Source organism: Pinibacter aurantiacus, assembly GCF_019130065.1.
Classification (GTDB): Bacteria; Bacteroidota; Bacteroidia; order Chitinophagales; family Chitinophagaceae; genus Pinibacter; species Pinibacter aurantiacus.
Genome location: NZ_JAHSPG010000016.1, coordinates 112,006 through 136,121 on the forward strand (window position 1 = coordinate 112,006; position 24,116 = coordinate 136,121).

The window sequence follows — 24,116 nt, forward strand, 5'->3', positions numbered from 1 at the left end:
AATGAATCGAAACTATATCTTTAAGCCCTATTTAATAAATCAGTATGAAGAGAAAGCTTTTCCTATTTACTGCTTGCGGTCTTTTAATGCTTGCACAGGCAAACGCGCAATCAGAAGCTACAGCTACAACCCAGCCCTTAATGTACCAGGCAACTGCCACTAAGATTAACGATCTTGTACATACAAAATTGGAAGTCGCATTTGACTATGATAAATCCTATATGTATGGTAAAGCATGGATCACGCTGCAACCACATTTTTATGAAACCGATACCCTGGCACTTGATGCCAAAGGCATGGACATAAAAAAAGTTGCCATTGTAAAAGGTGGTGCAACAACCCCGTTGAAATACGAGTACGATGGATGGGTGCTGAATATCAAACTTGACAAAAAATACAAAGGCGGCGAAAAATACACAGTTTATATCGATTACACTGCAAAGCCTAACGATCTTAAAGTAAAAGGCAGTGCAGCCATTACAGATGCCAAAGGTTTATACTTCATCAATCCAAAAGGGGAAGAGAAAGATAAACCAACGCAAATCTGGACGCAGGGCGAAACCGAAGCAAACTCTGTTTGGTGCCCTACGATCGACAAGCCAAATCAGAAAACAACAGATGAAATTTCAATGACCGTTCCGGCGAAATATGTTACGCTTTCAAACGGTTTATTGATCAGCCAGAAGAAAAACGCAGACGGCACAAGAACAGACTACTGGAAAATGGATCTGCCACATGCTCCTTACCTGATGTTTATGGGTGTGGGCGACTATGCCGTGGTAAAAGATAAATACGGCAATAAAGAAGTAAGCTACTACGTAGAAAAGGCGTACGAACCTGTAGCACGCAGAATTTTTGGTTATACACCGGAAATGATGGCCTTCTACAAACGCATCACTGGCGTTGATTACGCATGGCAAAAATATTCTCAGATTATTGGCCGAGATTATGTAAGTGGCGCCATGGAAAACACGACCGCTACTTTGCACCAGGAAAGCGCGCAACAAGATGCACGTGAACTGGTTGATGGCAACGGCTGGGAAAGTACCATTGCTCACGAGTTGTTCCACCACTGGTTCGGCGACCTTGTTACAGCGGAAAGCTGGAGCAACCTGACAGTAAACGAATCTTTTGCAAACTATAGCGAAACCTTATGGGATGAATACAAACACGGTAAAGATGCCGGCGATGCGCAAAACTATTCTGACATGCGCGGTTACCTGCAAAGCAATAGTGAAAAGAAAGATCTTGTCCGTTTCTACTATGCAGACAAAGAAGACATGTTTGATGCAGTGAGTTATAACAAGGGCGGACGTATCCTGCACATGCTTCGCAACTATGTTGGAGACAGCGCTTTCTTCAAATCACTGAACAACTATCTTACTACAAATAAATTCAAAGCCGCCGAAGCACAGAACCTTCGCTTGGCTTTTGAAGAAGTTACAGGTAAAGATCTGAACTGGTATTTCAATCAGTGGTATTACGGTGCGGGCCATCCGAAATTAAACATCAGCTATGCATATGATGACGCTGCAAAACAAGTAACAGTATCTGTAAAACAAACACAGGACGGGGACAAAGTCTTCCGTTTGCCATTTGCAATAGATGTCTACAATGGTTCTGCAAAAGTTCGCTACAATGTTGAAATGACTGAACGCGAGCAGCAATTTACTTTCCCATACGGAAAATCAAAACCAGAGTTGGTAAACGTTGACGGAGATAAAATTTTGCTTTGTGAAAAAACGGACGATAAATCTTTAGCAAACTTCATACACCAGTACAAGTTCGCTGGCAACTATCTCGACAGGAGAGAAGCAATTGACGCTTGCGCAAAAAATGCTGATAACACAGATGCCCAGGCATTGTTGAAATTAGCGGTAAATGACAGGTATTTTGGCTTGCGCAACTATGCCTTGTCAAAATTGAAAATGGATAATACAGCTATTAAAGATGGCTTTGAATCAACAATTGCAAACATTGCAAAAACTGATAAAAACACAACTGTTCGTGCACAAGCGATCAGTTTGTTAGCAGCTTATAACAAACCTGAATATAAAACATTGTTCGAAAAATCTGTTACCGATTCTTCTTACAGTGTAGCAGGTCAAGCGTTAGAAGCATTAGGTAAAATAGATCCTGCTGCGGCTTTGGCAAAAGCTCAACAGTTGAAGGCCCAACCTGCTAAAGGCAAATTGATGGAATCAATCAGTGGTGTGTTGATCGATGCTGGTTCAGAAGCTGATTTCGATTACGTAGCCGGTAACTTTGATAAAATGCCGTTGTCTCAGGCAAAAATGGAAATGCTGCAACCTTTGGCTGACTACATCGCAAAAGTGAACAATACCGCATTAGTGAAAAAAGGCGTTGACATGATCGTGGAATTCCGCGAAAGTATTCCGGCTGCCTATAAATCTCAGCTTAGTCCATACATCAACAACATGGTGTTAATGGGCATTGCTGGCAAAAAGAAAGCTCAATTGGCGGGAGCCAATGCTTCTGCTGCACAAGAGCAAATCGATTATATTAAATCGAAAGCGAAATAAATATTTGATATCACAAATTGAAAGCTCCCGGAGAAATTCGGGAGCTTTTTTTTGCAGAGAAAGTTGATAGTTGTTAGCCTAAAACAGCGAATATTCAAAAATGAAGCCTAACAACTAACAACTATCAACGAACAACTTGTTTCTCTTAATTTTGCGGTTACAAAAACGAAATACCATGGAATCGATCAAAGGTAAAATAGCTCTCATAACGGGCGCAGGAAAAGGAATTGGAAAAGCTATTGCTGTAGCATTAGCAAAGGAAGGCGTAAATGTGGGACTCGTTGCGCGAAGCGCTGCTGATCTTGAAAAACTGGCCACGGAAATAAAATCATTTGGAGTAAAAACAGCCATAGCAACTGCAGATGTTGCCGATATAAATGCGGTTAACAACGCAGTAGAAAGTATTGTGAAAGAGTTGGGCAATATTGACATTCTGATCAACAACGCCGGAGTTGGGGCATTCGGCGGATTCATGGATCTTCAACCAGAAGAGTGGGAGAGAATAATAAAAGTGAACCTGCTTGGTGTATATTATGTAACGCGTGCTGTACTGCCATCAATGATTGAAAGAAAAACCGGAGATATTATCAATATCGCATCAACAGCAGGTTTGCGCGGAGCAGCCGTTACAAGCGCCTACAGTGCTTCAAAATTTGGTTTGATTGGTATGTCAGAATCACTGATGTACGAAGTAAGAAAACACAACATTCGCGTAACAACACTTACGCCAAGTACCGTTGCAACAGACATGGCCGTTAATTTGAAACTTACAGACGGCAATCCTGAAAAAGTAATGCAGCCGGAAGATATAGCCGAACTAATAATCGCCCAGCTAAAATTGAACAAACGCATCTTCATTAAAGACGCCAGTATGTGGTCAACAAATCCATAGAGAATGAATAACTGAATGACTGAATAACTGAGTGGTCGATTGTTGTAGTGCAAATCGAAAATAAACACTCAGTTATTCAGTCATTCAGTTATTCAGTTATTCAGTTATTAAATCGCGTCATACACCACCACCTTCTGCCACAACTGCGAGTAGTCTTCCACAAATTTTAAATGAATAGGATCGACCTGGTAACTATCCTGATCTGCGGCATTGTCAAAAATGATCATCCAGGAAAGGGAATAAGTATTATCGATCACGCCGCGGTTGGTTGCCGCTGGTTTGCCAATATGAAAAGATTTTATGGTCGAAATTTCTGTAAGAGATCGTAAGCCTTTTTCCAATTGAGCCAAATCGTTTTGATCGGTCGGATTTTTCAGCCAAAAAAATACGTGATGAATAAATACTTGTTTTAATTCCATAATTATCGATTTAGAAACTATTGTTTTTCTATACTATAAATTTTGACAACAGGAATTCCATCTCCCACCATCATGCCTGTCTTGTATTTTTCTCCTGTATATTCAAAAGTAACTTTTACTAATTGTCTTGCCGTAGGTGTTTGTGTAAATGTTTCCGGCAAATTATTCGGATGAACTGCACTGCTGTCTTGCAGTTTTATATACCAACCCACTCCATCGGCAGCAGGCTCGCCTCCATAAATGACGGTAGCTGCAGTAGTAACTTTTTTGTTGTCGGCATTGTCTTTTTTGCAAGCAGCAAGGATCAATACAAAACATGGAATGATTAGTAACAGTGTCTTTTTCATTTTCGGGTGTTTAGCTGCTGACATTAAAACTATACACTTCGTTGCATTACCAGCTACCACTGGCGCCGCCGCCGCCGCCACTACCACCCCCGAAGCCACCAAAACCTCCCCCGCCGCCGCCGGACCAACCGCCTCCGCCTCCTCCACCGCCGAAGCCACCACCACCTGTTGGAAACCAAATAGGTGGACCCCAACCGCGATAACCCCGTCTGCTCATCATGCCACCGCCACCGCCGCCACCACCTCTGCTGGAGAAAATGACAATAATTACGATGACGATTACAATGATTGAGATAATGCTACTGCCGCGGCCACGTCCCTGGTGTTCGCCCCTTTGATCATAACCTTCAGGAGCTTTGTATTCGCCCGCCGCCGCCTTGAAAATTGCATCGGTAGCCTCATCAAATCCACGATAATAATTTCCCGCCCTGAAATTTGGAACTATTTCAGTCTCTATAATTCTTTTTGCAATCGCATCCGGAACAGCACCTTCAAGGCCATAGCCAACCTCAATTCTTAACTTGTGGTCCTCCATCGACGCAAGCAAAATAATACCGTTGTTTGTCTTTTTATTGCCCACTCCCCAGTCTCTCAAAATTTTTAAAGCAACGTCCTGAGGATCATAGTCCCCAATAGATTTTAGCGTTATGACCACAAGCTGATTGGACGTGCTGTCGTCATATGCCACCAACTTGCTTTCAAGAGCTGCCTTTTGATCCGGTGTAAGAACATTCGCAAAATCATTAACCAGGCGAGGTGGAGATGGTCTCGCAGGAATATTTTGCGCAAAGCAAAATGTGCCCGTAAAAAAAAACAATAAATAAAAAAGTAAATTTTTCATGCGTAAAATTCAAAGCAGGTCTTTCGACCTGCTTATGATAATTATTTCCCGAAAATTATATCGTCGGGCAATTCATTTTTATCCGTTTCATTATCGTATGGGAAATGATAATGCAAGGCTTCCCCTACATCATTGATTGCTTTGCAGAGACCCGTGGCATAATGTTCCTGTTTAAAATGCTCCAACATATGCGCAACTTCTTTTTCCCAAAACGCATCGCCCGTTTTTTGGTGTATGCCATGATCGCCAAATATTGCGACTTGCCTGTCCTTCACAGCCAGGTAGATAAGAACGGCATTGTGATTGTCGGTTCTTTCCATTTTCAGCACATCAAAAATTTCTGAAGCCCTGTCAATAGCTGACACATACCTGCATTTACTTTCAATGTACACACGGATTTCCCCACTCGTTCTTCTTTCTGCCTGTTTTATTGCAGCAATAATATCAGCTGACTCGTGGCTATCAAGAAAGGTTCTTTTGGAAGAAGAAAAAAATGGCATCAGAAATAAAATTTAATAATTAAAATTTCACCTCTGGAGCCTTGTCAGATCCAGGTTGTGCTTCAAAATATCCCTTCGATTTAAAACCGAACCATCCGGCATAGAAATTATTCGGGAACGTGCGTATAGAAGAATTGTATTCCTGTACAGCATCATTAAAATCTTTGCGGGCAACAGTTATCCTGTTTTCAGTCCCTTCCAGTTGAGCCTGAAGGTCAAGGAAGTTTTGATTTGCCTTTAAAGTAGGGTATGCCTCAACACTCACCAGCAAGCGGCTAAGTGCACCGGAAAGCTCACCCTGAGCTTGTTGGAATTGTGCAATTTTTTCAGGAGAAAGATCATTTGCATTTATCTGAACAGAAGTTGCCTTTGCTCTTGCTTCAATAACTTTTGTAAGCGTTTCCTGCTCAAAATTTGCGGCACCCTTAACGGTGTTTACAAGATTTGGAACAAGATCAGAACGGCGTTGATATTGGTTTTGAACATTGCCCCATTTTCCCTTCACATTTTCATCCTGCGCAACAGCCTTACGCTGAAAATTAACGGCCCCGCATCCGCCGCATCCAACAAGAAGAACAATAAGTCCAATGATAACAACAAGAATAAGTTTATTAGTGCTCATGGTTGTTTAAAGTTTATGATTAAAGATACAATCAAAGATGGTTATTTGTTTAAAATGATATTGGCGCAGACATGCAGGTCGGCCTCCGCAGCGTTGCGTGTCTGCGCCGGCGTTTAAACCTTACGGCCTAGTTCTAACGATCTCGCAATATATTTTCCCACAACATCAAATTCCAGATTCACAATATCACCCGTTCGCATATTTCTTACGTTCGTATGATTAAACGTGTATGGAATAATCGCAACGGAGAAAGCATCTTCTGTTACATTAAAAATGGTAAGACTGATTCCGTTCATGGAAATTGATCCTTTCTCGATCATTAGATGGGCAAAAGCTTTTGGATAAGAAAAAGTGAGTTGCCAGCTGCCATCCATTTCCTTTATTTCCTGTAAAATGCCAGTAGTATCTACATGCCCCTGAACAAAGTGACCATCCAGTCGGCCGTTCATTTGCAAACATCTTTCTATGTTAACTATAGTTCCGGCTTCCCATTTCCCAAGATTCGATTTTTCCAGTGTTTCTAAAATGGCAGTTACACGGTGGCGATCTTCCGCAATTGCCTCGACAGTAAGACAAACACCATCGTGCGAAACACTTTGATCCACTTTAAATTGATCAGAAATGGCGCTTTGCAACCAGAAACTTTTGTTGGTACCTGAAGTAATAACTTCCAGTACCTTTGCTGATGATTCTATGATTCCTGTAAACATGGTTGCAAATTAGGAATTAGGAATTAGGAATTAGGAATTAGGGCTTCGTTTTATTTATTAGTGGTTAATAATCAGGATGTAAATGAAGTTTAGTGCCAAAAATGAAATTTCAAATCTCAAATTTCGATTTCTCTTGTTTTTTTATTTGAAACTATTTACCTTTGCACTCCAAAATCGCCTAAAGGAGGTATATATAAAATATGTTAATCATAGACTCAAAAGATTGCGAAAACATCGACAAAGCGCTTAAAAAGTACAAGAAGAAGTTCGAGAAAGCAAAAACTTTGCTTCAGTTGAGAGAGCGTCAAACTTTTACTAAGCCTTCTGTAAAACGCCGTACACAAGTACTAAAGGCAATTTACAAGCAACAAGTAGCAACAGGTAAATTCGATTAAGTTATTTAAGCTTTTTCATAGTGGGATAGCTGCAAAGTATTAGCTTTGTGGCTATCTTAGTTTATGGAAACAGCACCGTCCATTCTTTCTCCATTCCTTGATTATCTGCAGTTTGAGAAACGCTATTCTCAACACACCGTCCGCTCTTATCAGGACGACCTCACGCAATTTTTCAACTATTTAAACAGTAATTTCGGCCAAACAACTGTAGTAGAGATCAATTCTTCCATGGTAAGAACCTGGATGGCATCGTTGAAAGATGCAAAGCTTACTTCCAAGACGATTAATCGGAAAGCATCTTCACTAAAATCATTCTTTAAATACCAGCTAAAACTCGGCAATATTGAGTCAACCCCAATGACCAATGTTTCAGCTCCTAAAATTGGTAAAAGACTGCCCTCGTTCGTTATGGAAGACGACATGAACGTATTGTTAAAGGAAATCGCTTTTCCGGATGACTGGGATGGCAAAACGACTCAATTGCTAATTGAAGTTTTTTACGCCACGGGTATTCGTTTAAGCGAGTTGGTAAACCTGAAAGAACAGAGCGTGAACCGTAGCTCAACCTCAATCAAGGTTTTGGGAAAGGGAAACAAAGAACGGATCATTCCGGTCAACAAACAGTTGATAGAGAATCTTGTAGAGTATCAAAAGGAAAAGAGAAAGCTCTTCGAAGCGTTTGACAGCGAATATCTTTTTGCGACCCCCAAAGGCAAAAAACTTTACTCCAAATACGTATATCTCAGAGTGAAATCATACCTCTCGCAGGTAACCACTCTGCAGAAGAAAAGCCCCCATATTTTGCGGCACACTTTCGCCACACACCTCACTAATCACGGCGCCGATCTCAATGCAATAAAGGAGCTCCTGGGGCACAGTAGTTTGGCATCCACTCAGGTTTACACCCATAATTCCATCGAAAAATTGAAGGAAGCATACAAAAAGGCACACCCCAAGGCGTGAAAATTAGACGTTGTTAAAAAGTTGGCAAACCTGAGAAAAATCAGAAGTCTTTATTTGGAAAGGATAGGAGGTTGGTTTATCTTCATAGTCCCTCTAACATTATTATTTTATTAAATAATGAGTGTGAAAATGTTAGTTCTTTAATTTATTGTTTCACGTTTAAAATTGCGATTGTTATGGACGTTAAAATTCAGACTGTGCACTTCGACGCAGATTCTAAATTGATTGATTTCGTAAATTCTAAAATTCAAAAACTTCCTACCTTTCATGACAGGATTATTAAGATTGATGTGTTTTTAAAACTTGACAATGTAATTCATACAATTAAAGACAAAGTCGCAGAAATCAGGGTTCATGTCCCCAAACACAATTTTTTTGTAAAAGCCAGCTCAAAATCTTTCGAAGAATCTTTTGACTGCGCTCTTGATTCACTCGTAAATCAAATGAAAAGAAAAAAAGAAAAACGTTTAGCAGCATAAAAAATACTTCAGACCTCCTTTTGGGAGGTCTTTTTTTTTAATATGACTTCTTCGCAGCGTGAAATTTTATCAAGTGAACACTACTTTCCTGAAAAATATTTTCTTTGCATCTTTAATTGATTGCGCATGCTTAATTTTGCAGTGTTTTCAATGGTTTCAGCGACTTTTAAATGAGTTTTTAAATCGAAAAAATGGCTTTAAAAATTGCAAATCAGAAGCAATAATTAAAAAAGCTAAAAAAAAGTTGAATCAAAATTTGGGTATTATTCGAATTCTCTTACCTTTGCCTTCCCAAAAAACACAGGGCGTTGCGAAACGAAAAAAGCTCTTAGATAATATTGATTTTCAAACTATAGCAAGGAGTTGCCATCTCCAAAAAAGGTGGTAAAAATCCAGTCAAAAATATAGTAAGCCGGAGTAGCTCAGTTGGTAGAGCAACTGATTTGTAATCAGTAGGTCGCGGGTTCGAGTCCCATCTTCGGCTCTTAATTTAGTTTGAAAGATTGAATATGTAAAGTTGAAAGCAAAAAAGCATCATGTCTTTTTAATTTTCAAATTGTCACATTATCAAATTTTCAAATTAATGTCGGGCAGGTTCCAGAGCGGCCAAATGGGGCGGACTGTAAATCCGCTGTCTTTCGACTTCAGAGGTTCGAATCCTCTCCTGCCCACAGACAAAATTGAAATTAGAGAGTTTGAAAATTTGAAAATGAAGTTTAAATGCTAGTTTGATTTTCAAATTTTCAAATTTTTATATTTTCAAATTGTTACGTGCGGAAGTAGCTCAATTGGTAGAGCGATAGCCTTCCAAGCTATAGGTTGCGGGTTCGATCCTCGTCTTCCGCTCTTTGTTTTCAGTTAGCAGTCGGCAGTCGTTTAATATTCAATTGTTAGGTGCTGCAAAGCTGAAAAAAAACTGCCAACTGAGTATATGCCGTTGTAGCTCAGTGGTAGAGCACTTCCTTGGTAAGGAAGAGGTCGAGAGTTCAATTCTCTTCAACGGCTCACAATAAAGCCGGGCTCAGAAATGAGCATCCCGATCTTGATCGGGAAGATCGAGAAATCATTCTCTCAACGGTTCAAGTGTAAAGCCGTGAATTTATCTCACCTAAAAAATGAGGTTTATCAACGGCTAGCCATTTTTTCAGAAACTGAGGTTTAGGCAAATGGCAAATCAGTAGATGTTTCCTGTTGTTAAAACAGTATTCATATTTAGAAAACAAATTTAAAACCGCAACTAAAAACTATAACGATGTCAAAAGAGACCTTTAAGAGGGATAAACCCCACGTTAACGTTGGTACTATTGGTCACGTTGACCACGGTAAAACAACTTTGACTGCAGCTATCACCGATGTTCTGAGCAAGAAAGGTTTGGCGCAGAAGAAAAATTATGATGAAATTGATGGTGCACCTGAAGAAAAAGAAAGAGGTATCACTATCAACACAGCTCACGTAGAATATCAAACAGCTAGTCGTCACTATGCTCACGTTGACTGTCCAGGTCACGCTGACTATGTGAAAAACATGATTACTGGTGCTGCACAAATGGACGGCGCTATTCTTGTGGTTGCTGCTACAGACGGTCCTATGCCTCAAACTCGTGAGCACATCTTGCTTGCTCGTCAGGTAGGTGTACCTCGTATGGTGGTATTCATGAATAAAGTTGACCTTGTTGACGATCCTGAATTATTGGAACTTGTGGAAATGGAAATTCGTGAGTTGTTGACTGAAAAAGGTTTTGACGGCGATAACACTCCTATCATCAAAGGTTCTGCAACTGGCGCATTGGCTGGTGAAGCACAATGGGTTGAGAAAATCAACGAATTGATGGAAGCTGTTGATACTTACATTCCTCTTCCTCCACGTCCGGTTGATCAAGCTTTCTTGATGAGCGTTGAGGACGTATTCTCTATCACAGGTCGTGGTACTGTTGCTACTGGCCGTATCGAGAGAGGTCGTATTAAAGTGGGTGAAGGTGTTGAAATCGTAGGTTTGATCGAAAAACCACTTACTTCTACCGTTACAGGTGTTGAGATGTTCAAAAAATTATTGGACGAAGGTGAAGCTGGTGATAACGCAGGTCTATTATTGCGCGGTATTGAGAAAAAAGATATCCGTCGTGGTATGGTAATTTGCAAACCAGGTTCTATCACTCCGCACACTGAATTCAAAGGTGAAGTTTACGTATTGAGCAAAGAAGAAGGTGGACGTCACACTCCATTCTTTAACAAATACCGTCCTCAGTTCTACTTCCGTACTACAGACGTAACTGGTGAAGTTACTCTTCCAGAAGGAACTGAAATGGTTATGCCAGGCGATAACACTTCATTGAAAGTTACTTTGATCCAACCTATTGCGATGGAAAAAGGTCTTAAATTCGCTATCCGCGAAGGTGGACGTACAGTAGGTGCTGGTCAGGTTACTGAAATTGTGAAATAATATAGCTTAAGCCATTAGCTTTAAGCCCTACTTTTAGCAGATTTGTTTAATTTGCTGATCGTAAACCAAGGTCTTTTGCTAATGGCTTTTTACACGGGCATGGTGCAACGGTAGCATACGGGTCTCCAAAACCTTTGATCTGGGTTCGAATCCTAGTGCCCGTGCTGATTAATTTGTAAGTTTGAAAATGTGTAAATTTGAAAATGAAATAAGTTTCAGATTTTCACATTTTTTGCGCTTTTAGAATATCTGTATTTGTAACTGATCGGGTGACTCAAAAAGCAGAATTTTCAAACTTTCAAATTCACAAATTTTCGAATTCACAAATTGTTCTCTATGAATAAAATCGGAACATACTTTAGCGAGTCATACAAAGAGTTAGTTGAAAAAGTGACCTGGCCTACATGGAGTGAATTGCAACAATCAACCGTAATTGTGTTGGTTGCTACACTTTTGATCACCGTTGTAGTAGGTGTAATGGATTTTGCATCACACTCGCTTTTAAATTTCCTATACTCTTTCTTTAAACACTAAATAATGGAAGCAGCAAATCAAATTGAGACCAAATGGTATGTGCTGCGTGTTGTAAGCGGCAAAGAGCGTAAGGTAAAAGAATACCTCGATAAAGAAATTTCACGTAGCGGATGGGTAGAAGTGGTTAAGCAAGTTTTTTTACCTGTTGAAAAAGTGTATAAAGTACAGAATGGTAAAAAAGTAATGCGTGAACGTAACTACTATCCTGGTTATGTTATGATTGAAATTACTGATGGTAAATTGTCTGATGATTTACGCGACCTTATAAAAAATACAACCAACGTTATTCACTTCCTTGGTAAAGACGATCCTATCGCTCTACGTAAAGCAGAGGTAAATAAAATGTTGGGTAAAATGGATGAAATGCAGGAAGCTGGTGGTGTTACCATGAGCGAACCGTTCATCGTTGGTGAGACAATAAAAATTATTGAAGGACCTTTCAATGATTTCAACGGTATCATCGAAGAAGTTAACGACGAGAAGAAGAAGTTGAAAGTAACCGTGAAGATCTTCGGTCGTTCTACTCCGGTTGAACTGAATTATATGCAAGTTGAAAAGCTAGGATAATCTTAGTTTTCAAAATATTGTGAAAACCGCTCATTTAGAGCGGTTTTTTTAGCTCTATTATTTTTTTGAAAAATCATTCTATATCTTGTTGTCAAAATACCCTTTTCCTGTAATTTGTACCTTAATCTAATTACCAAAACATGCAACAAGCATTGAGAAGACTAATATATTTCGAGAATCCCACCCGGTATCAGTGGCTCATCTATTTTGGGTTCTTCGCTTTGTTGCATATTCCTGCTGTTTTACATCACGAAGGGGTAAATGCTTATTTACTTTACGCAAATTCATTATTGAAAGGTCATATTTCACTCCAGGCGGATAACTACGATTACCTGGATATGATATTTTATAACGGCAAGCATTACCTTCCTTATCCGCCGTTTCCTTCACTTGTACTTTTACCTTTTGCTGCCATACTTGGCCCTAATGTAAATACCATACTGATAGCGCTTATATGCAGTTGCGCGAACCTATATCTGCTTTACAAGGTGTTTCTAAAGCTTGAGATCAGCAAGCCTATCAAATCGTTACTGATTCCCGCATTTTTTTTCGGTACCGGTTATTGGTATGTGTTAGTAACTAGTCATCACGTTTATCAGTTTGCACATATAATCGCTACCACTTTAATTCTTCTTAGTATAAATGAAATATTGGGTAAACAAAGATGGTGGCTTGTTGGAATATTTATTGGCTGTAGTTTTCTTACGCGACAGTTTACACTATTTTATGGAGTGTTCGCATTAGGATATTTGTACTATATAAACAAGGATAAATTAGACGGCAATTTTTATAGAAAAGCTGTCAGCCTATGTGGGTCCATACTTGTGTTTGTGGGATTGTATCTTGTTTACAACTATGTCAGATTTGGGCAGCCATTAAACGCCGGCTACAATTATATTGAGTATGCCGGAATATTAAAGGATCGTGTTGCGACTTATGGTGTATTCAGTCTGAGATATTTTTGGTTCAATTTTTATAGCCTGTTCGTCAAGGGTTTTACGATCATTATTGACGGCCCTGACAGGTTAAAAATTGTGGATATAGATCTATGGGGCACATCGCTAACAGCCGCCAGCCCTTTTTTAATTGCTAGTGTAAAAGCAAACTGGCCAAAGAAATTGTTATGGGTTAGCTGGATCACCATTCTGATAATGTTGACTGGTATTTTGTTCTATCACAATAACGGTTTTTCACAAGTGAACTGTATGCGATTCACTTTGGATTTTCTACCGCTATTGTTTATCCTTACTGCGCTTGGCGCCAATAGCATTCCCAGATGGTTACTTAGAATCATGGTAATATATGCCTGCGTTCTTAATGTTGCCGCATTCGTTATTCATTACATGGCGCAATAAGAAACCAGATTGTTACAATTGTTAAATTTCCTTTAATTCCAATCTCTCCTTTATTGCAGAGCAACGTTTTATGTTGCCCTTATGTCAAAGCTGAAAAGTTGCGATACCAGCTATTACGTTAAAGAAGGAAATGCCACAGCAGCGAGCCCTAAGCTGAATACTACAGAACCATCAACAAGGCTTCTCATAATGCAACTTCGTGTTTCAGATTACGTGTGATTGAATTTAGAAATGATCTGCAAAAAATATGATCTGCGGAATTGTCATTCTTATGCATTGACTTTTCATCGCAGTGATATTTATACTTCAAACAAAACACCATTTATGAAACGCTTAATGATCCTAGTTGTGGCAGGCTTCGTCATTGCCGGAACAGCCTGCATGCCCGATAACGACGCGCCTACAGAAGGGCAGGCTTATGTCCCGGTTTACTACGCCAAACAAAATATCCAACAGATTTCAACAGAAGCGCCAAAAGCTACAATTGATCCGGGAAAGATTTATGCTTACGGGAACTACATCTTTCAAAATGATAAAAATTCCGGCGTTCATATCATCGATGTGAGTGACAAAAAGCATCCGCGTAAAACAGCTTTTCTAAACATTCCTTTTACCAATGAGCTGGCTGTAAAAGGACATTACCTGTATGCAGACAATTACAAAGACATGGTTGTTTTCGACATCAGTGATCCAGCCTTACCGGTAATGGTTAAGCGAATTGAAAATGTATTTACACCCGTTAACCAAAATTATCCACCTTATACCAATGTATTATTTGAATGCCCGGACGCCAGCAAAGGCGTGGTTGTTGGCTGGAAATTGGAAACCGTTAAATCTCCTAAATGCAGACGCTAAAAAATACACTTATGAACAGAAATTTTACACTCATCATACTTAGCTGCTTGCTGATGCAATGCACTAAATCCAGTACATCAACTTCGTCTACCACCTCTTCCTCAACGCTGAATTCGTCTACCGGCGGAAAAGGGGGATCTACTGCACGATTCGCAATTGCCGGGAACTATTTGTATTCAGTGGATGAAATATCTTTAAAGGCGTTCGATATTTCCGATCCAATACATCCGGTGCTGAAAAATACCGTGTCGGTAGGCTTTGACATCGAGACCATATTTCCGTTCAACGATAAATTATTCATTGGCTCCAGTACCGCGGTATATATTTATTCAATTGAAGACCCGTCAAAGCCAACGGTATTGGGTACTGCGTTATCACCCACTGTAATGCGACGTTGCGATCCTGTGGTGGCAAAGGATACGGTGGCGTTTGCGACTCTCCGGTCCAGTGCACCTTGCGGCGGTACGCGAAGTGTTTTAGCCGTATACGACATAAAGGAAATTACAAATCCGGTGGAAAGAAGCACGCTTACGCTTCAGGAGCCCTACGGTCTGGGCTATGATGACGATGTGTTGTATGTATGTGATAAAGTGTTGGGCCTGCTGGTAATTGATATCAAAAATCCTTACCAACCATCGGTGATAAAGGCAATTACCGAAGCCGTTTATTCTGATGTAATTCCCTACAATCATATGCTCATTTGCTGGACAAACGCAGGCATTAAGTTTTACGATATTTCAGATAACCGAAACCCTGTTTTTCTCGCTAATATTTAACTGCAATGAAAAACAAAACCAATTGTGTGCTGCTGACCCTGGTCATTGCAGCACACCTTTCTGCACAATCCAAGTACGACCAAAAAGGAGACCTGAGTGTTCGCTGGAATTTCCCGGGCATGGTCGATCCCCTGAGCAGCAATCTCACAATGGGGGCAGAGTATCGTTTTTTGCCCCACTGGTCCTTTGTCGCAGATGCAGGGTGGATCTTTGCGTCACCGAGTGAAGGGGGGAAAGTATCCGGCTATCTTATACGGCCAGCTGTAAGATATTATCCTTCGTTACGCCACTTTTTCTTCTTTGAAGCCCAGTTTCATTACAAATACATTCAGAAGAAAGAACAGGCATGGGTGCCGCATGAGGTTCAAAACGACATTCCGATCTATGAGAAGTATGAAGATGTTAAGCTAAATGCAAGGTCTTATAGCCTGAATTTACTTTGCGGAACACAGTCCACTTTGCGAAAACCGGGCGGGGCGAAATGGGACCGCCTGAATCGGCTGAAGTTTGAATACTATTGGGGCCTCGGTTTTCACTATTACGAGGAAGCAAAACCCACCCGCAGCGCAGCGACGAACGATTTTATTACCTTTCCTAGTGAATCGACATTTGTTTTAACCCCCCAATTAGGTATTACACTGGTATACAGGGTGGTAGACAAAAGTATGGCCAAGAAGATATTACCTTAGATAGGTAACATGTTTTATTTCAGTTATTTAGACATGGTTTGTTGATTGATGTGTTATCTTTACACCAGCTTGAAAACCAGCATAGTCAATTGTTTCACAGAAAATAGGCAGTAAAAATGTTTATTTATTGGGAAATTTAATTACTTTTGCATCCCCAAAATAAAGTTCTTTCGATTCGAATGGCTTTGGGAGTGCTGCCATTAAGCAGTACGTTATCACCAAAAAATATTTTAACATGGCAAAAGAAATCTCAGGTTTCGTAAAGTTGCAGTGCAAAGGCGGTCAAGCCAATCCTGCACCTCCAATTGGTCCAGCTCTGGGTTCTAAGGGCGTTAACATCATGGAGTTCTGTAAGCAATTTAATGCTAGAACTCAGGACAAAATGGGTAAAGTTCTACCTGTATTAATCACTGTTTATTCTGATAAGTCATTTGACTTTGTAATTAAAACTCCTCCGGCTGCGGTTCAGTTGATGGAAGCTGCGAAAATTAAAAGCGGTTCCAAAGAGCCTAACCGTAACAAGGTTGGTAAAGTAACCTGGGCTCAGGTGGAAGAAATTGCAAAAGACAAAATGCCTGACCTCAATGCTTTTACGCTTAACAGCGCTATGAGCATGGTTGCCGGTACGGCTCGCAGCATGGGCTTGACTGTAGAAGGTAAAGCTCCATGGGAAAACTAATTCTGAAACCGTAAAAAAATTGAGCTATGGCTATCAGTAAAAAAAGAAAAGTAGCAAATACTAAAGTTGACAAAAACAAGATATATTCTTTAAAAGACGCTTCTGCTTTGGTGAAAGAAATTAACACTACAAAGTTTGATGCTTCTGTTGACGTTCACATCCGTTTGGGTGTTGATCCAAAAAAAGCTGACCAGGCTGTTCGTGGTACTGTAACATTGCCACATGGTACTGGTAAAACTAAACGTGTACTTGTTCTTTGCACGCCAGATAAAGAAAACGATGCAAAAGGTGCTGGTGCAGATTTCGTAGGTTTAGATGAATTTATCCAAAAAATTGAAGGCGGTTGGACTGATATCGATGTAATCATCGCTACTCCATCCGTAATGCCTAAAATTGGTAAACTGGGTAAAGTATTGGGACCTCGTAACTTGATGCCAAACCCTAAAACAGGTACTGTTACAAATGATGTAGCTGCTGCAGTTAACGAAGTAAAAGGCGGTAAAATCGCTTTCAAAGTTGATAAAGCAGGTATCGTACACGCTTCTATCGGCCGTGTAAGTTTTGGTGCTGACAAAATCGCAGAAAACAGCCAGGAATTAATCAATGCGCTTATCAAATTGAAACCGGCTACCGCTAAAGGTACTTACCTGAAAGGTGTTAGCATGGCAAGCTCAATGAGCCCTGGTATTACAGTAGACACCAAAACTTTTATTCACTAATTAGTTAATACTGTTGCCGCGTAAGCGTTTACAGATAAAAAAAGCGTCATGAATAAAGATCAAAAAAATGAAGTGATTGAACTGCTGAAAGGTAAGTTCGCTCAATATAATAATTTCTATATCGCCGATACAGAAAGCTTAACTGTAGAACAAGTTAGCAAACTGCGTCGCCACTGCTTTAACAAGCAAGTGGAAATGAAAGTGGCTAAAAACACTTTGATTAAAAAAGCATTGGAATCTATCGATGCTGAAAAATACAGCGGGGTTTATGATTCTCTGCACAATGTAACTGCATTGTTGTTCAGCGAAAGCCCTAAAGAACCAGCTTTAATCATTTCTTCTTTCCGTAAAGAAACAAATGGTGAAAGACCAATTTTGAAAGCTGCTTTCATTAATGGTGACCTGTTTGTAGGTGACAACCAATTGAAAGCGCTTACTCAAATCAAAACCAAAAACGAGCTTATCGGCGACGTTATTGGATTGTTGCAATCTCCTGCAAAACGCGTACTTTCTGCATTGCTTAACAAAGCTGAGAAAGAAGGTGCTCCTGCTGCAGAAGCTGCTGCTGAGTAATTTGAAGTTTGAGATTTATAGATTTGAAATTGATTTCAGATCTTAAATAATACACCTGGCCGGATGGTTAAACAAAGGCAAAACAAATTTTTTTAAACTCTCCGCCGGAGGTATCGATGAAGGCGGAAAAAATTTTAACAATCATGGCAGACGTAAAAGCATTAGCTGAACAATTAGTAGGCTTAACAGTAAAAGAAGTTCAAGAATTAGCAGATGTACTTAAAGCTGAGTACGGTATCGAACCAGCTGCTGCTGCAGTTGTGGTTAGCAGCGAAGCAGGTCCTGCTGCTGTTGAAGAAAAAACTGCTTTCAACGTAGTGTTGAAAAACGGTGGTGCTTCTAAATTGAACGTAGTTAAAATCGTTAAAGATTTGACTGGTTTGGGATTGAAAGAAGCTAAAGAATTAGTTGACGGTGCACCTAAGAATGTAAAAGAAGGTGTTTCTAAAGCTGAGGCTGAAGACATCGCAGCTAAATTGAAAGAAGCTGGCGCTGATGTTGAAATCGCTTAATTCTAAGAGTTTCAATATAATAGAACCCTCCGAGTTTTCGGAGGGTTTTTTATTGGCTATTGTACGCAAGTGAAGCTGATTAAACAGATTTACGCAGATATTTTAATGACTGAATAACTGAGTAACTGAATGCCCAACGTCAAAATGGCTGATAAGCATAAACTTTCAGTTATTCGGTTAATCAGTTATTCAGCTTGCGTATAAATCTGCGTGCTATTGTTTTTCCAGTAAATAAAATGCGTGTTCCTTTCCGTTGTATTGATTGTAGATAACTACATTTTTAAGAGTGGAAGAGGTTCCTTTTTTAAAGATCAGCGAAGGGTGTATAGTTTGATGCTGTAACACTTTAGTGGCGGCCCACAGCGCAAAACCTGCAGCTGTATCAAACTCACCGCAAAGGTGTTTGAAGGCTAATTGATTTGTACTGGGCGAAAGCTGTTGTGAAATGGCATCTTCAAAGTGGCGTGTTTCTATATTTCCGTTATAACTTAAAAACACCGCATCCACCTCGTCCAGCGACAGGTTGTGTTCCGCAAGAAAGTTCTTAAAAGTTATTTTTACTAATGCTTCATCTGCATTATACAACATGCGCAACCCGCTAAGTGTGGCGATTGCGTTTTCTGCATTTTTGTTTAACGTTAAGAAGAATGTGCCTTCTCCTGCGATAGTTCCTGCTGTAGACGAGTCAAGCAAATTGATGTTTTTCATGGCTTCATTTTTCCAGTAACCCATCTTTTTCTTCAGCTCGTAATGTTCGGCAGTCATTTCTTCGAAACATCCGATCAATGCGTTTTCGATTCGATTTTCCTCGAAAAGCATAATGGCATCCATCAAAGAATTTTCCAGAGAAAAGCCACGATGAACATAGGTAGAGTTATAGCCATTTGCATTGTGATGCAGTGCAATCAAACCATTTAATGCGTTGTATGTGGATTGTATAAATGCTGTGGGATTAAGCGTGCCTTCATTGAAATCTACGATGTCATGCAGAAATTTTTCGGTATCAGTCATGCTTCCCTTTGCCGTACCGGTAATGATAGCCTGGGGATGCTCGAGCTTTGCATCTTTCAATGCTTCTATCGCAGTTACCAAGCCAATCTTGATTATGCGTGTCATCCGGCGCAGCTGCATAATAGTAAAATACTGCTTATAGTCCGGTTCGTGATAATTGAGGATGTTTTGCTCAAATACCTTTATCTCTTCTGGCAAATTATTGTTGCTAAAAGTATCCTGTGCACAAATTGCACGCGCAGATGTTATGTAAACCGGATTAAACATATTTACTAAATAGAAGGCTGGCGTTGTTTCCGCCAAATCCAAAAGAGTTACTTAAAACGTGATTGACTGTTTTGTCTGTTTGTAATAAAGTAACAGGAGACAAACCAAGTTCTGGTATCGGTGATTTGAAATTAAGATTTGCGTAAATTATTTGTTCCTGCAAGCTGCGTATTGAGAAAACTGCTTCTACAGCTCCAGCCGCGGCCAGTGTGTGTCCTGTGAATGGTTTCGTAGAACTGAATAAAGGAACATTTTCTCCGAACAATCTCTTCAAAGCTATTCCTTCTGAAAGGTCATTGTTGAGTGTGGCAGTGCCGTGAACATTAATATACGAGATATCCGCTGGTTGCAAGCCTGCCATTTGAATGGTCTCCTGCATCGCAATTAAAGCGCCTTCTCCGTTTGGTGATGGGGCCGTTGGGTGAAAGGCCTCGTTAAAGTTGCGATAGCCACTTAGTTCTGCGAGAGGCTTGTTGTCGGAACGCTGTAACTGTTCTTCGCTTTCCAGGATCACATAAGCCGCTGCCTCGCCGAGATTTAAACCATTTCGATTTTCGTCAAAGGGCATGCAGGGCGATGGGTCTATATTTTTAAGGCTGTTGAAGCCATTCAAAGTAAAACGGGTAAGCGCGTCTGTGCCGCCACAAACAGCAACATCAAGCTGGCCGGATTTGATCAATCTTGCGCCGTATAAAATGGCATTCGCAGAAGACGAGCAGGCAGTGCTAATCGTGGCGATCCAATCTTTTATATTGAAATGATCCGCAATTTTTTCCGTGCAGTCCGCACAGTCAAGGCAATCAGCGAGTCCGTTCTCGTTTGATTTTGTGGTGGGATCAACCAGATCGAAATAACACTTTTCCATGTCACTCATGCCACCGACTGTAGTAGCATTAATGAATCCGGTTTTTTGACGGGATGGGTCAAGTTTGCTCATCTGCATAGCTTCCTGCAATGCAGCAATTCCTAAAAGAGATGTGCGGGTATAGTAAGCGTTTTTTTTTACGCCAGTCAATTCGAGCAGCTTGTCATTAGGCACTTTTATTTCGCCTGCAATCAGTTTGCTCTTAAGAAGTGTATCGACTATTTCAATGGAACCTATGCCAGATGCATTATTTCGCAGTGACACCAACGTTTCCTCAACCCCGGTACCTATCGCAGAAATGATTCCCATACCGGTGATAAACACACGCTTTCCTGGCATGACGACTATTTTTTTCTATTAGCCTGGATGTAATCGGCCATAGCATCTATTGACTCAAGCACTTTTCTTCCTTCACGGGCATCTTCAATCTTGATGCCGTAGTTTCTTTCCAGCAAAACCATTAATTCGAGAGAATCGATGCTATCCAGTCCCAAACCATCTCCAAACAATGGTGCCGTATTGTCAATATCATCAGGGTTCATTCCTTGTAAGTTCAGCGCCTCTATGATCTGCAGTTTCAGGTCTTTTTTGAAGTCGTCCATGTGTGATTGAGTATTTTAACAAAGCAAACAAAAATAGGCATATTTCCCAAAGTTGATTTTATTTGTTGCTAATTATATGCCATGGAAATAAATTGCCGACCGGTGGCGTTTGTTGCTTAATCTAAACTCTATAACCCTTATGATATTTTTTTACGGAACGAAACAGCGATTTATTGGCCACGATGAAGCGTACATGCCGTGCCCGTGTTGTGAAGTACACACAGATGCAGAAGTGTATGTAACGAGCAAGTATTTTCATGTTTACTGGATTCCATTTTGGCCAATGGATAAGGAAGTCAATAGTGAATGCGGCAAATGTGGTCTTAAAAGATATAATTTGCCAATAGAAGACAAATTTATCCCTGATGCGAAAGAGTTAAAGCGAAAATTCAAGCACCCATGGTACACATACCTTGGCCCGGCGCTCATATCATTTATCATCGCTTTTCTTATCGTTTCGAGTTTTAGATAGGTATTTAAAGCAGAAATTTTGCGTGGCATTCATTTAGTATTTTTTGCATTTCCGCTATTGTCTTAATTTAGGCGGCTTATATTAACACCAATTATGAAGCCAAGCGTATTAGTAGTTTATTTTTCGCAGTCAGGCCAATTACGTACCATTATTGATAACATGTTGGCGCCGGTTAAGGATCAGCTCGATGTTACTTACTCAGAAATTGAGCTTGAAAACCCGTTTCCGTTTCCATGGTCGTCAGATTCTTTCTTTGATGCCATGCCGGAGTGCGTTGAAGAAATCCCCGCCGCTATTAAGCCAATGTCAATTCCTGACAAAAATTATGATCTTGTAATACTTGGCTATCAACCCTGGTTCCTTTCTCCGTCAGTGCCCACAACAAGTTTCCTGAAAAGCGATTACGCAAAGGTTTTAAAAGGGAAACCGGTGCTTACCGTAGTTGGCTGCCGCAATATGTGGTTGAATGCCCAGGAGAGAATAAAAGCTAGTTTGCAAAATGTTGGCGCGAGAATAGTAGGTAATATAGTGTTTGCAGATACCAATCATAACCTGGTCGCCTTGTTTACCATCATCCGCTGGATGTTTACAGGTAAGAAGGAAGCGTCAGGAATGTTGCCCGAGGCAGGGGTGCAAACGGCAGATATTAATGCGGCGACTCGTTTTGGTTCAACTATTTTAAATAGTTTGCAAGCCCAAAAACTGGATGAATTGCAGCCAGCATTGCTTGCCCAAAAAGCCGTAGAGTTGAAACCGACTCTTATTGTATTGGAGCGTCGTGGGATTACTAATTTTAGGAAATTCGCGAAGTACATAAGAGCAAAAGGAGATAGGGGAAATCCGGAAAGAAAATCGCGTGTAATGCTTTTTAAACGCCTTTTATTAACGGGCATTTTTGTATTGTCTCCCATTTCAGGAGCAACAGCTAAATTGCAGAGTATTTTTAAAAGAAGGTCCTTTAAAAGCCTGTTGAGCTATTTTAAAGGAATCGAATATAAACAGGGAGTTATTTAGTGAGTTGAAAGTTGAGAATTGAGAGTTGAAAGTTGAGAGGGCTTATTTTTATTCACGCTGATAGCGCTAAAACACTCGACTAACAACTAAAAAACAACTTAAAAGCGTAAAACATAACTATTATATATAACTATGGGAGAAGTGTATATTACAAGGATGGCAAAGTTCCTACCCAATGAGCCGGTAAGCAACGACGAAATTGAGGAAGTTTTGGGGATGGTTGATAACAAACCTTCAAGAGCACGGACGAAGATCTTGAGCAATAATAAAATCACTTCCCGCTATTATGCAATGGATAAAAACGGGAAAAGTACACACTCGAATGCACAACTTGCTGCCACGGCTATACAAGGCTTGTTTGATGATAAAATCACTAAAAATGATATAGAACTGCTTGTTTGTGGTACTATGTCTCCTGACCAATTATTGCCAAGCCATACCGCAATGGTACATGGAGAACTTGCTTGCAGACCTATTGAAATAGCATCAATCAGCAGTTCTTGCGCAGCAGGATTTCAGGCGTTCAAATACGCTTATATGGCAATTAAGAGCGGCGACAAAAAGATTGCGGCAACGTGTAGCTCTGAGAAAGTTTCAACATGGCTACGAGGTGAAAAATTTAACCAGGAAGCTGAAAAACTGAAAGAGATCGACGACAATCCAATCATAGCATTTGAGAAGGATTTCATGCGCTGGATGCTAAGCGATGGCGCTGGTGCTGCCTTGTTGCAGGACAAACCAAATGAGAATGGTATTTCTCTGAAAGTGGATTGGGTAGAGATAAAATCTTACGCCAACGAATTGCCAACCTGTATGTATTCGGGTGCTGTAAAACAACCGAACGGTACGATGACCGGATTTCCTGATTTCGAGCCGGAAGAGTGGGGCAATCAAAGTATATTTTCTTTCAAACAAGACACTCGTTTATTGGGCGTGAAGATCGTTCCCATGGGCGGCGTTTTTATGAAAGAACTTGTTGCAAAACATAATGTGGACCTGGACAAGCTTACGTGGTTCCTGCCGCATATTTCTTCGGAATATTTTAGGGATAAAATTGCTGAAGAAATGCATAAAACAGGCATTCCGGTGGCAGCTGAAAAATGGTACACGAACCTGGTGCGCGTAGGCAACATTGGCAGCGCTGCTCCTTATGTAATGCTGGAGGAATTGTTCAACGGCGGAAAATTGAAAAAAGGTGATACGATTATGCTGATGATTCCGGAAAGTGCCCGTTTTACTTATGTTTATGTGCATTTGACAGTAGTATAATATTTAGGGATACATTTTCGTTTGCATAAAGGAAAGTGCAAGCCGTGGAGATTGATTCAGTTGAAAGGATCTTCACGGCTTGTTTTTTTAAAAGTCGTTAGTTGATAGTTGTTTGTTGTTAGAAAATGCTTTAGGTGCCAGTTCCGATATAGTTTGTAAGCTCTTTAAGCCTAACAACTATTAACTAACAACCTGTTCTGGCGGTT

28 protein-coding genes and 5 tRNA genes are annotated in these 24,116 nt (G+C 40.3%); 24 read left to right on the forward strand and 9 right to left on the reverse strand.

All coding sequences use genetic code 11. The features are described 5' to 3' along the window. The first annotated feature begins 44 nt into the window (after positions 1-44). Positions 45-2,543: a M1 family aminopeptidase gene (locus tag KTO63_RS21580; RefSeq protein WP_217794039.1), complete on the forward strand. Its 2,499-nt coding sequence runs from the start codon at positions 45-47 to the stop codon at positions 2,541-2,543. Positions 2,544-2,718: 175 nt separating this feature from the next. Beyond that, on the forward strand, positions 2,719-3,435 hold the full coding sequence (locus tag KTO63_RS21585; protein WP_217794040.1) for a 3-ketoacyl-ACP reductase: 717 nt from the start codon (positions 2,719-2,721) through the stop codon (positions 3,433-3,435). 107 nt (positions 3,436-3,542) lie between these two features. Here the strand turns inward: KTO63_RS21585 and KTO63_RS21590 are convergent, their stop codons facing one another. From KTO63_RS21590 to KTO63_RS21615, 6 genes are all read right to left on the reverse strand, one after another. Continuing rightward, a complete protein-coding gene (locus KTO63_RS21590) occupies positions 3,543-3,854 on the reverse strand; it encodes a Dabb family protein (protein WP_217794041.1) in 312 nt (103 codons plus the stop codon). Between the two features lie 17 nt (positions 3,855-3,871). Beyond that, positions 3,872-4,201: a hypothetical protein gene (locus KTO63_RS21595; RefSeq protein WP_217794042.1), complete on the reverse strand. Its 330-nt coding sequence runs from the start codon at positions 4,199-4,201 to the stop codon at positions 3,872-3,874. A 46-nt stretch (positions 4,202-4,247) separates the two neighbouring features. Beyond that, the gene (locus KTO63_RS26400) at positions 4,248-5,042 is read right to left on the reverse strand and encodes a TPM domain-containing protein (RefSeq protein WP_217794043.1); all 795 of its coding nucleotides are present in this window, start codon (positions 5,040-5,042) and stop codon (positions 4,248-4,250) included. Positions 5,043-5,083: 41 nt separating this feature from the next. Continuing rightward, the gene (locus KTO63_RS21605; RefSeq protein ID WP_217794044.1) at positions 5,084-5,542 is read right to left on the reverse strand and encodes a TPM domain-containing protein; all 459 of its coding nucleotides are present in this window, start codon (positions 5,540-5,542) and stop codon (positions 5,084-5,086) included. A 19-nt stretch (positions 5,543-5,561) separates the two neighbouring features. Continuing rightward, positions 5,562-6,164, reverse strand: coding sequence for a LemA family protein (locus KTO63_RS21610; protein WP_217794045.1), 603 nt, complete (start codon positions 6,162-6,164; stop codon positions 5,562-5,564). Between the two features lie 113 nt (positions 6,165-6,277). Next, complete coding sequence (locus KTO63_RS21615) at positions 6,278-6,874, reverse strand: riboflavin synthase (RefSeq protein ID WP_217794046.1); 597 nt, start codon at positions 6,872-6,874, stop codon at positions 6,278-6,280. A gap of 200 nt (positions 6,875-7,074) precedes the next feature. Here KTO63_RS21615 and rpsU point away from each other — a divergent pair, with 200 nt between their 5' ends. From rpsU to rplL, 19 genes are all read left to right on the forward strand, one after another. Further along, positions 7,075-7,269 carry a 30S ribosomal protein S21 gene (gene rpsU / locus KTO63_RS21620; protein WP_217794047.1) on the forward strand — a complete coding sequence of 65 codons (195 nt, stop codon included), beginning with the start codon at positions 7,075-7,077 and terminating at the stop codon, positions 7,267-7,269. A gap of 63 nt (positions 7,270-7,332) precedes the next feature. Beyond that, positions 7,333-8,232 (forward strand): tyrosine-type recombinase/integrase, encoded by a 900-nt coding sequence (locus tag KTO63_RS21625; protein WP_217794048.1) that lies wholly within the window; start codon positions 7,333-7,335, stop codon positions 8,230-8,232. Between the two features lie 176 nt (positions 8,233-8,408). Next, the gene (locus KTO63_RS21630; protein ID WP_217794049.1) at positions 8,409-8,711 is read left to right on the forward strand and encodes an HPF/RaiA family ribosome-associated protein; all 303 of its coding nucleotides are present in this window, start codon (positions 8,409-8,411) and stop codon (positions 8,709-8,711) included. A gap of 411 nt (positions 8,712-9,122) precedes the next feature. Next, positions 9,123-9,195, forward strand: a tRNA-Thr gene (locus tag KTO63_RS21635). Between the two features lie 104 nt (positions 9,196-9,299). Beyond that, positions 9,300-9,382 (forward strand) — tRNA-Tyr (locus KTO63_RS21640). A 102-nt stretch (positions 9,383-9,484) separates the two neighbouring features. Continuing rightward, positions 9,485-9,557 (forward strand) — tRNA-Gly (locus tag KTO63_RS21645). Between the two features lie 87 nt (positions 9,558-9,644). Further along, positions 9,645-9,716: transfer RNA gene (locus KTO63_RS21650), tRNA-Thr, on the forward strand. Between the two features lie 247 nt (positions 9,717-9,963). Next, positions 9,964-11,151, forward strand: coding sequence for an elongation factor Tu (gene tuf / locus KTO63_RS21655; RefSeq protein ID WP_217794050.1), 1,188 nt, complete (start codon positions 9,964-9,966; stop codon positions 11,149-11,151). Positions 11,152-11,244: 93 nt separating this feature from the next. Continuing rightward, positions 11,245-11,315 (forward strand) — tRNA-Trp (locus tag KTO63_RS21660). Between the two features lie 172 nt (positions 11,316-11,487). Further along, positions 11,488-11,685 (forward strand): preprotein translocase subunit SecE, encoded by a 198-nt coding sequence (gene secE / locus KTO63_RS21665; RefSeq protein ID WP_217794051.1) that lies wholly within the window; start codon positions 11,488-11,490, stop codon positions 11,683-11,685. Positions 11,686-11,688: 3 nt separating this feature from the next. Next, the gene (gene nusG / locus KTO63_RS21670; protein ID WP_217794052.1) at positions 11,689-12,252 is read left to right on the forward strand and encodes a transcription termination/antitermination protein NusG; all 564 of its coding nucleotides are present in this window, start codon (positions 11,689-11,691) and stop codon (positions 12,250-12,252) included. Between the two features lie 140 nt (positions 12,253-12,392). Next, positions 12,393-13,607, forward strand: coding sequence for a hypothetical protein (locus KTO63_RS21675; RefSeq protein ID WP_217794053.1), 1,215 nt, complete (start codon positions 12,393-12,395; stop codon positions 13,605-13,607). Between the two features lie 324 nt (positions 13,608-13,931). Next, a complete protein-coding gene (locus KTO63_RS21680) occupies positions 13,932-14,462 on the forward strand; it encodes an LVIVD repeat-containing protein (RefSeq protein WP_217794054.1) in 531 nt (176 codons plus the stop codon). 11 nt (positions 14,463-14,473) lie between these two features. Next, on the forward strand, positions 14,474-15,238 hold the full coding sequence (locus KTO63_RS21685; protein ID WP_217794055.1) for an LVIVD repeat-containing protein: 765 nt from the start codon (positions 14,474-14,476) through the stop codon (positions 15,236-15,238). 5 nt (positions 15,239-15,243) lie between these two features. Further along, a complete protein-coding gene (locus KTO63_RS21690) occupies positions 15,244-15,927 on the forward strand; it encodes a DUF3575 domain-containing protein (protein ID WP_217794056.1) in 684 nt (227 codons plus the stop codon). Positions 15,928-16,162: 235 nt separating this feature from the next. After that, entirely contained in the window at positions 16,163-16,606 is a 444-nt protein-coding gene (gene rplK / locus KTO63_RS21695) for a 50S ribosomal protein L11 (protein WP_217794057.1), read from the forward strand. 26 nt (positions 16,607-16,632) lie between these two features. After that, complete coding sequence (gene rplA, locus KTO63_RS21700; protein ID WP_217794058.1) at positions 16,633-17,325, forward strand: 50S ribosomal protein L1; 693 nt, start codon at positions 16,633-16,635, stop codon at positions 17,323-17,325. Positions 17,326-17,373: 48 nt separating this feature from the next. Continuing rightward, positions 17,374-17,898, forward strand: coding sequence for a 50S ribosomal protein L10 (gene rplJ / locus KTO63_RS21705; RefSeq protein ID WP_217794059.1), 525 nt, complete (start codon positions 17,374-17,376; stop codon positions 17,896-17,898). 143 nt (positions 17,899-18,041) lie between these two features. Beyond that, positions 18,042-18,410: a 50S ribosomal protein L7/L12 gene (gene rplL / locus KTO63_RS21710; RefSeq protein WP_217794060.1), complete on the forward strand. Its 369-nt coding sequence runs from the start codon at positions 18,042-18,044 to the stop codon at positions 18,408-18,410. Positions 18,411-18,623: 213 nt separating this feature from the next. Here the strand turns inward: rplL and KTO63_RS21715 are convergent, their stop codons facing one another. From KTO63_RS21715 to KTO63_RS21725, 3 genes are read right to left on the reverse strand one after another with little or no spacing between them, the layout of a single operon-like run. Next, the gene (locus tag KTO63_RS21715; protein WP_217794061.1) at positions 18,624-19,688 is read right to left on the reverse strand and encodes a beta-ketoacyl synthase chain length factor; all 1,065 of its coding nucleotides are present in this window, start codon (positions 19,686-19,688) and stop codon (positions 18,624-18,626) included. After that, the gene (locus tag KTO63_RS21720) at positions 19,681-20,892 is read right to left on the reverse strand and encodes a beta-ketoacyl-[acyl-carrier-protein] synthase family protein (RefSeq protein ID WP_217794062.1); all 1,212 of its coding nucleotides are present in this window, start codon (positions 20,890-20,892) and stop codon (positions 19,681-19,683) included. The genes KTO63_RS21715 and KTO63_RS21720 overlap by 8 nt, the downstream gene beginning before the upstream one ends. 5 nt (positions 20,893-20,897) lie before the next feature. After that, on the reverse strand, positions 20,898-21,155 hold the full coding sequence (locus KTO63_RS21725; RefSeq protein WP_217794063.1) for a phosphopantetheine-binding protein: 258 nt from the start codon (positions 21,153-21,155) through the stop codon (positions 20,898-20,900). 139 nt (positions 21,156-21,294) lie between these two features. Between KTO63_RS21725 and KTO63_RS21730 the strand changes: the two genes are divergently transcribed. The 3 genes from KTO63_RS21730 (at position 21,295) to KTO63_RS21740 (ending at position 23,910) form a co-directional block, all read left to right on the forward strand. After that, positions 21,295-21,627: a zinc-ribbon domain-containing protein gene (locus KTO63_RS21730; RefSeq protein ID WP_217794064.1), complete on the forward strand. Its 333-nt coding sequence runs from the start codon at positions 21,295-21,297 to the stop codon at positions 21,625-21,627. 93 nt (positions 21,628-21,720) lie between these two features. After that, positions 21,721-22,641: a hypothetical protein gene (locus KTO63_RS21735; protein ID WP_217794065.1), complete on the forward strand. Its 921-nt coding sequence runs from the start codon at positions 21,721-21,723 to the stop codon at positions 22,639-22,641. A gap of 132 nt (positions 22,642-22,773) precedes the next feature. Next, on the forward strand, positions 22,774-23,910 hold the full coding sequence (locus KTO63_RS21740; RefSeq protein WP_217794066.1) for a beta-ketoacyl-ACP synthase III: 1,137 nt from the start codon (positions 22,774-22,776) through the stop codon (positions 23,908-23,910). Positions 23,911-24,116 lie beyond the last annotated feature (206 nt).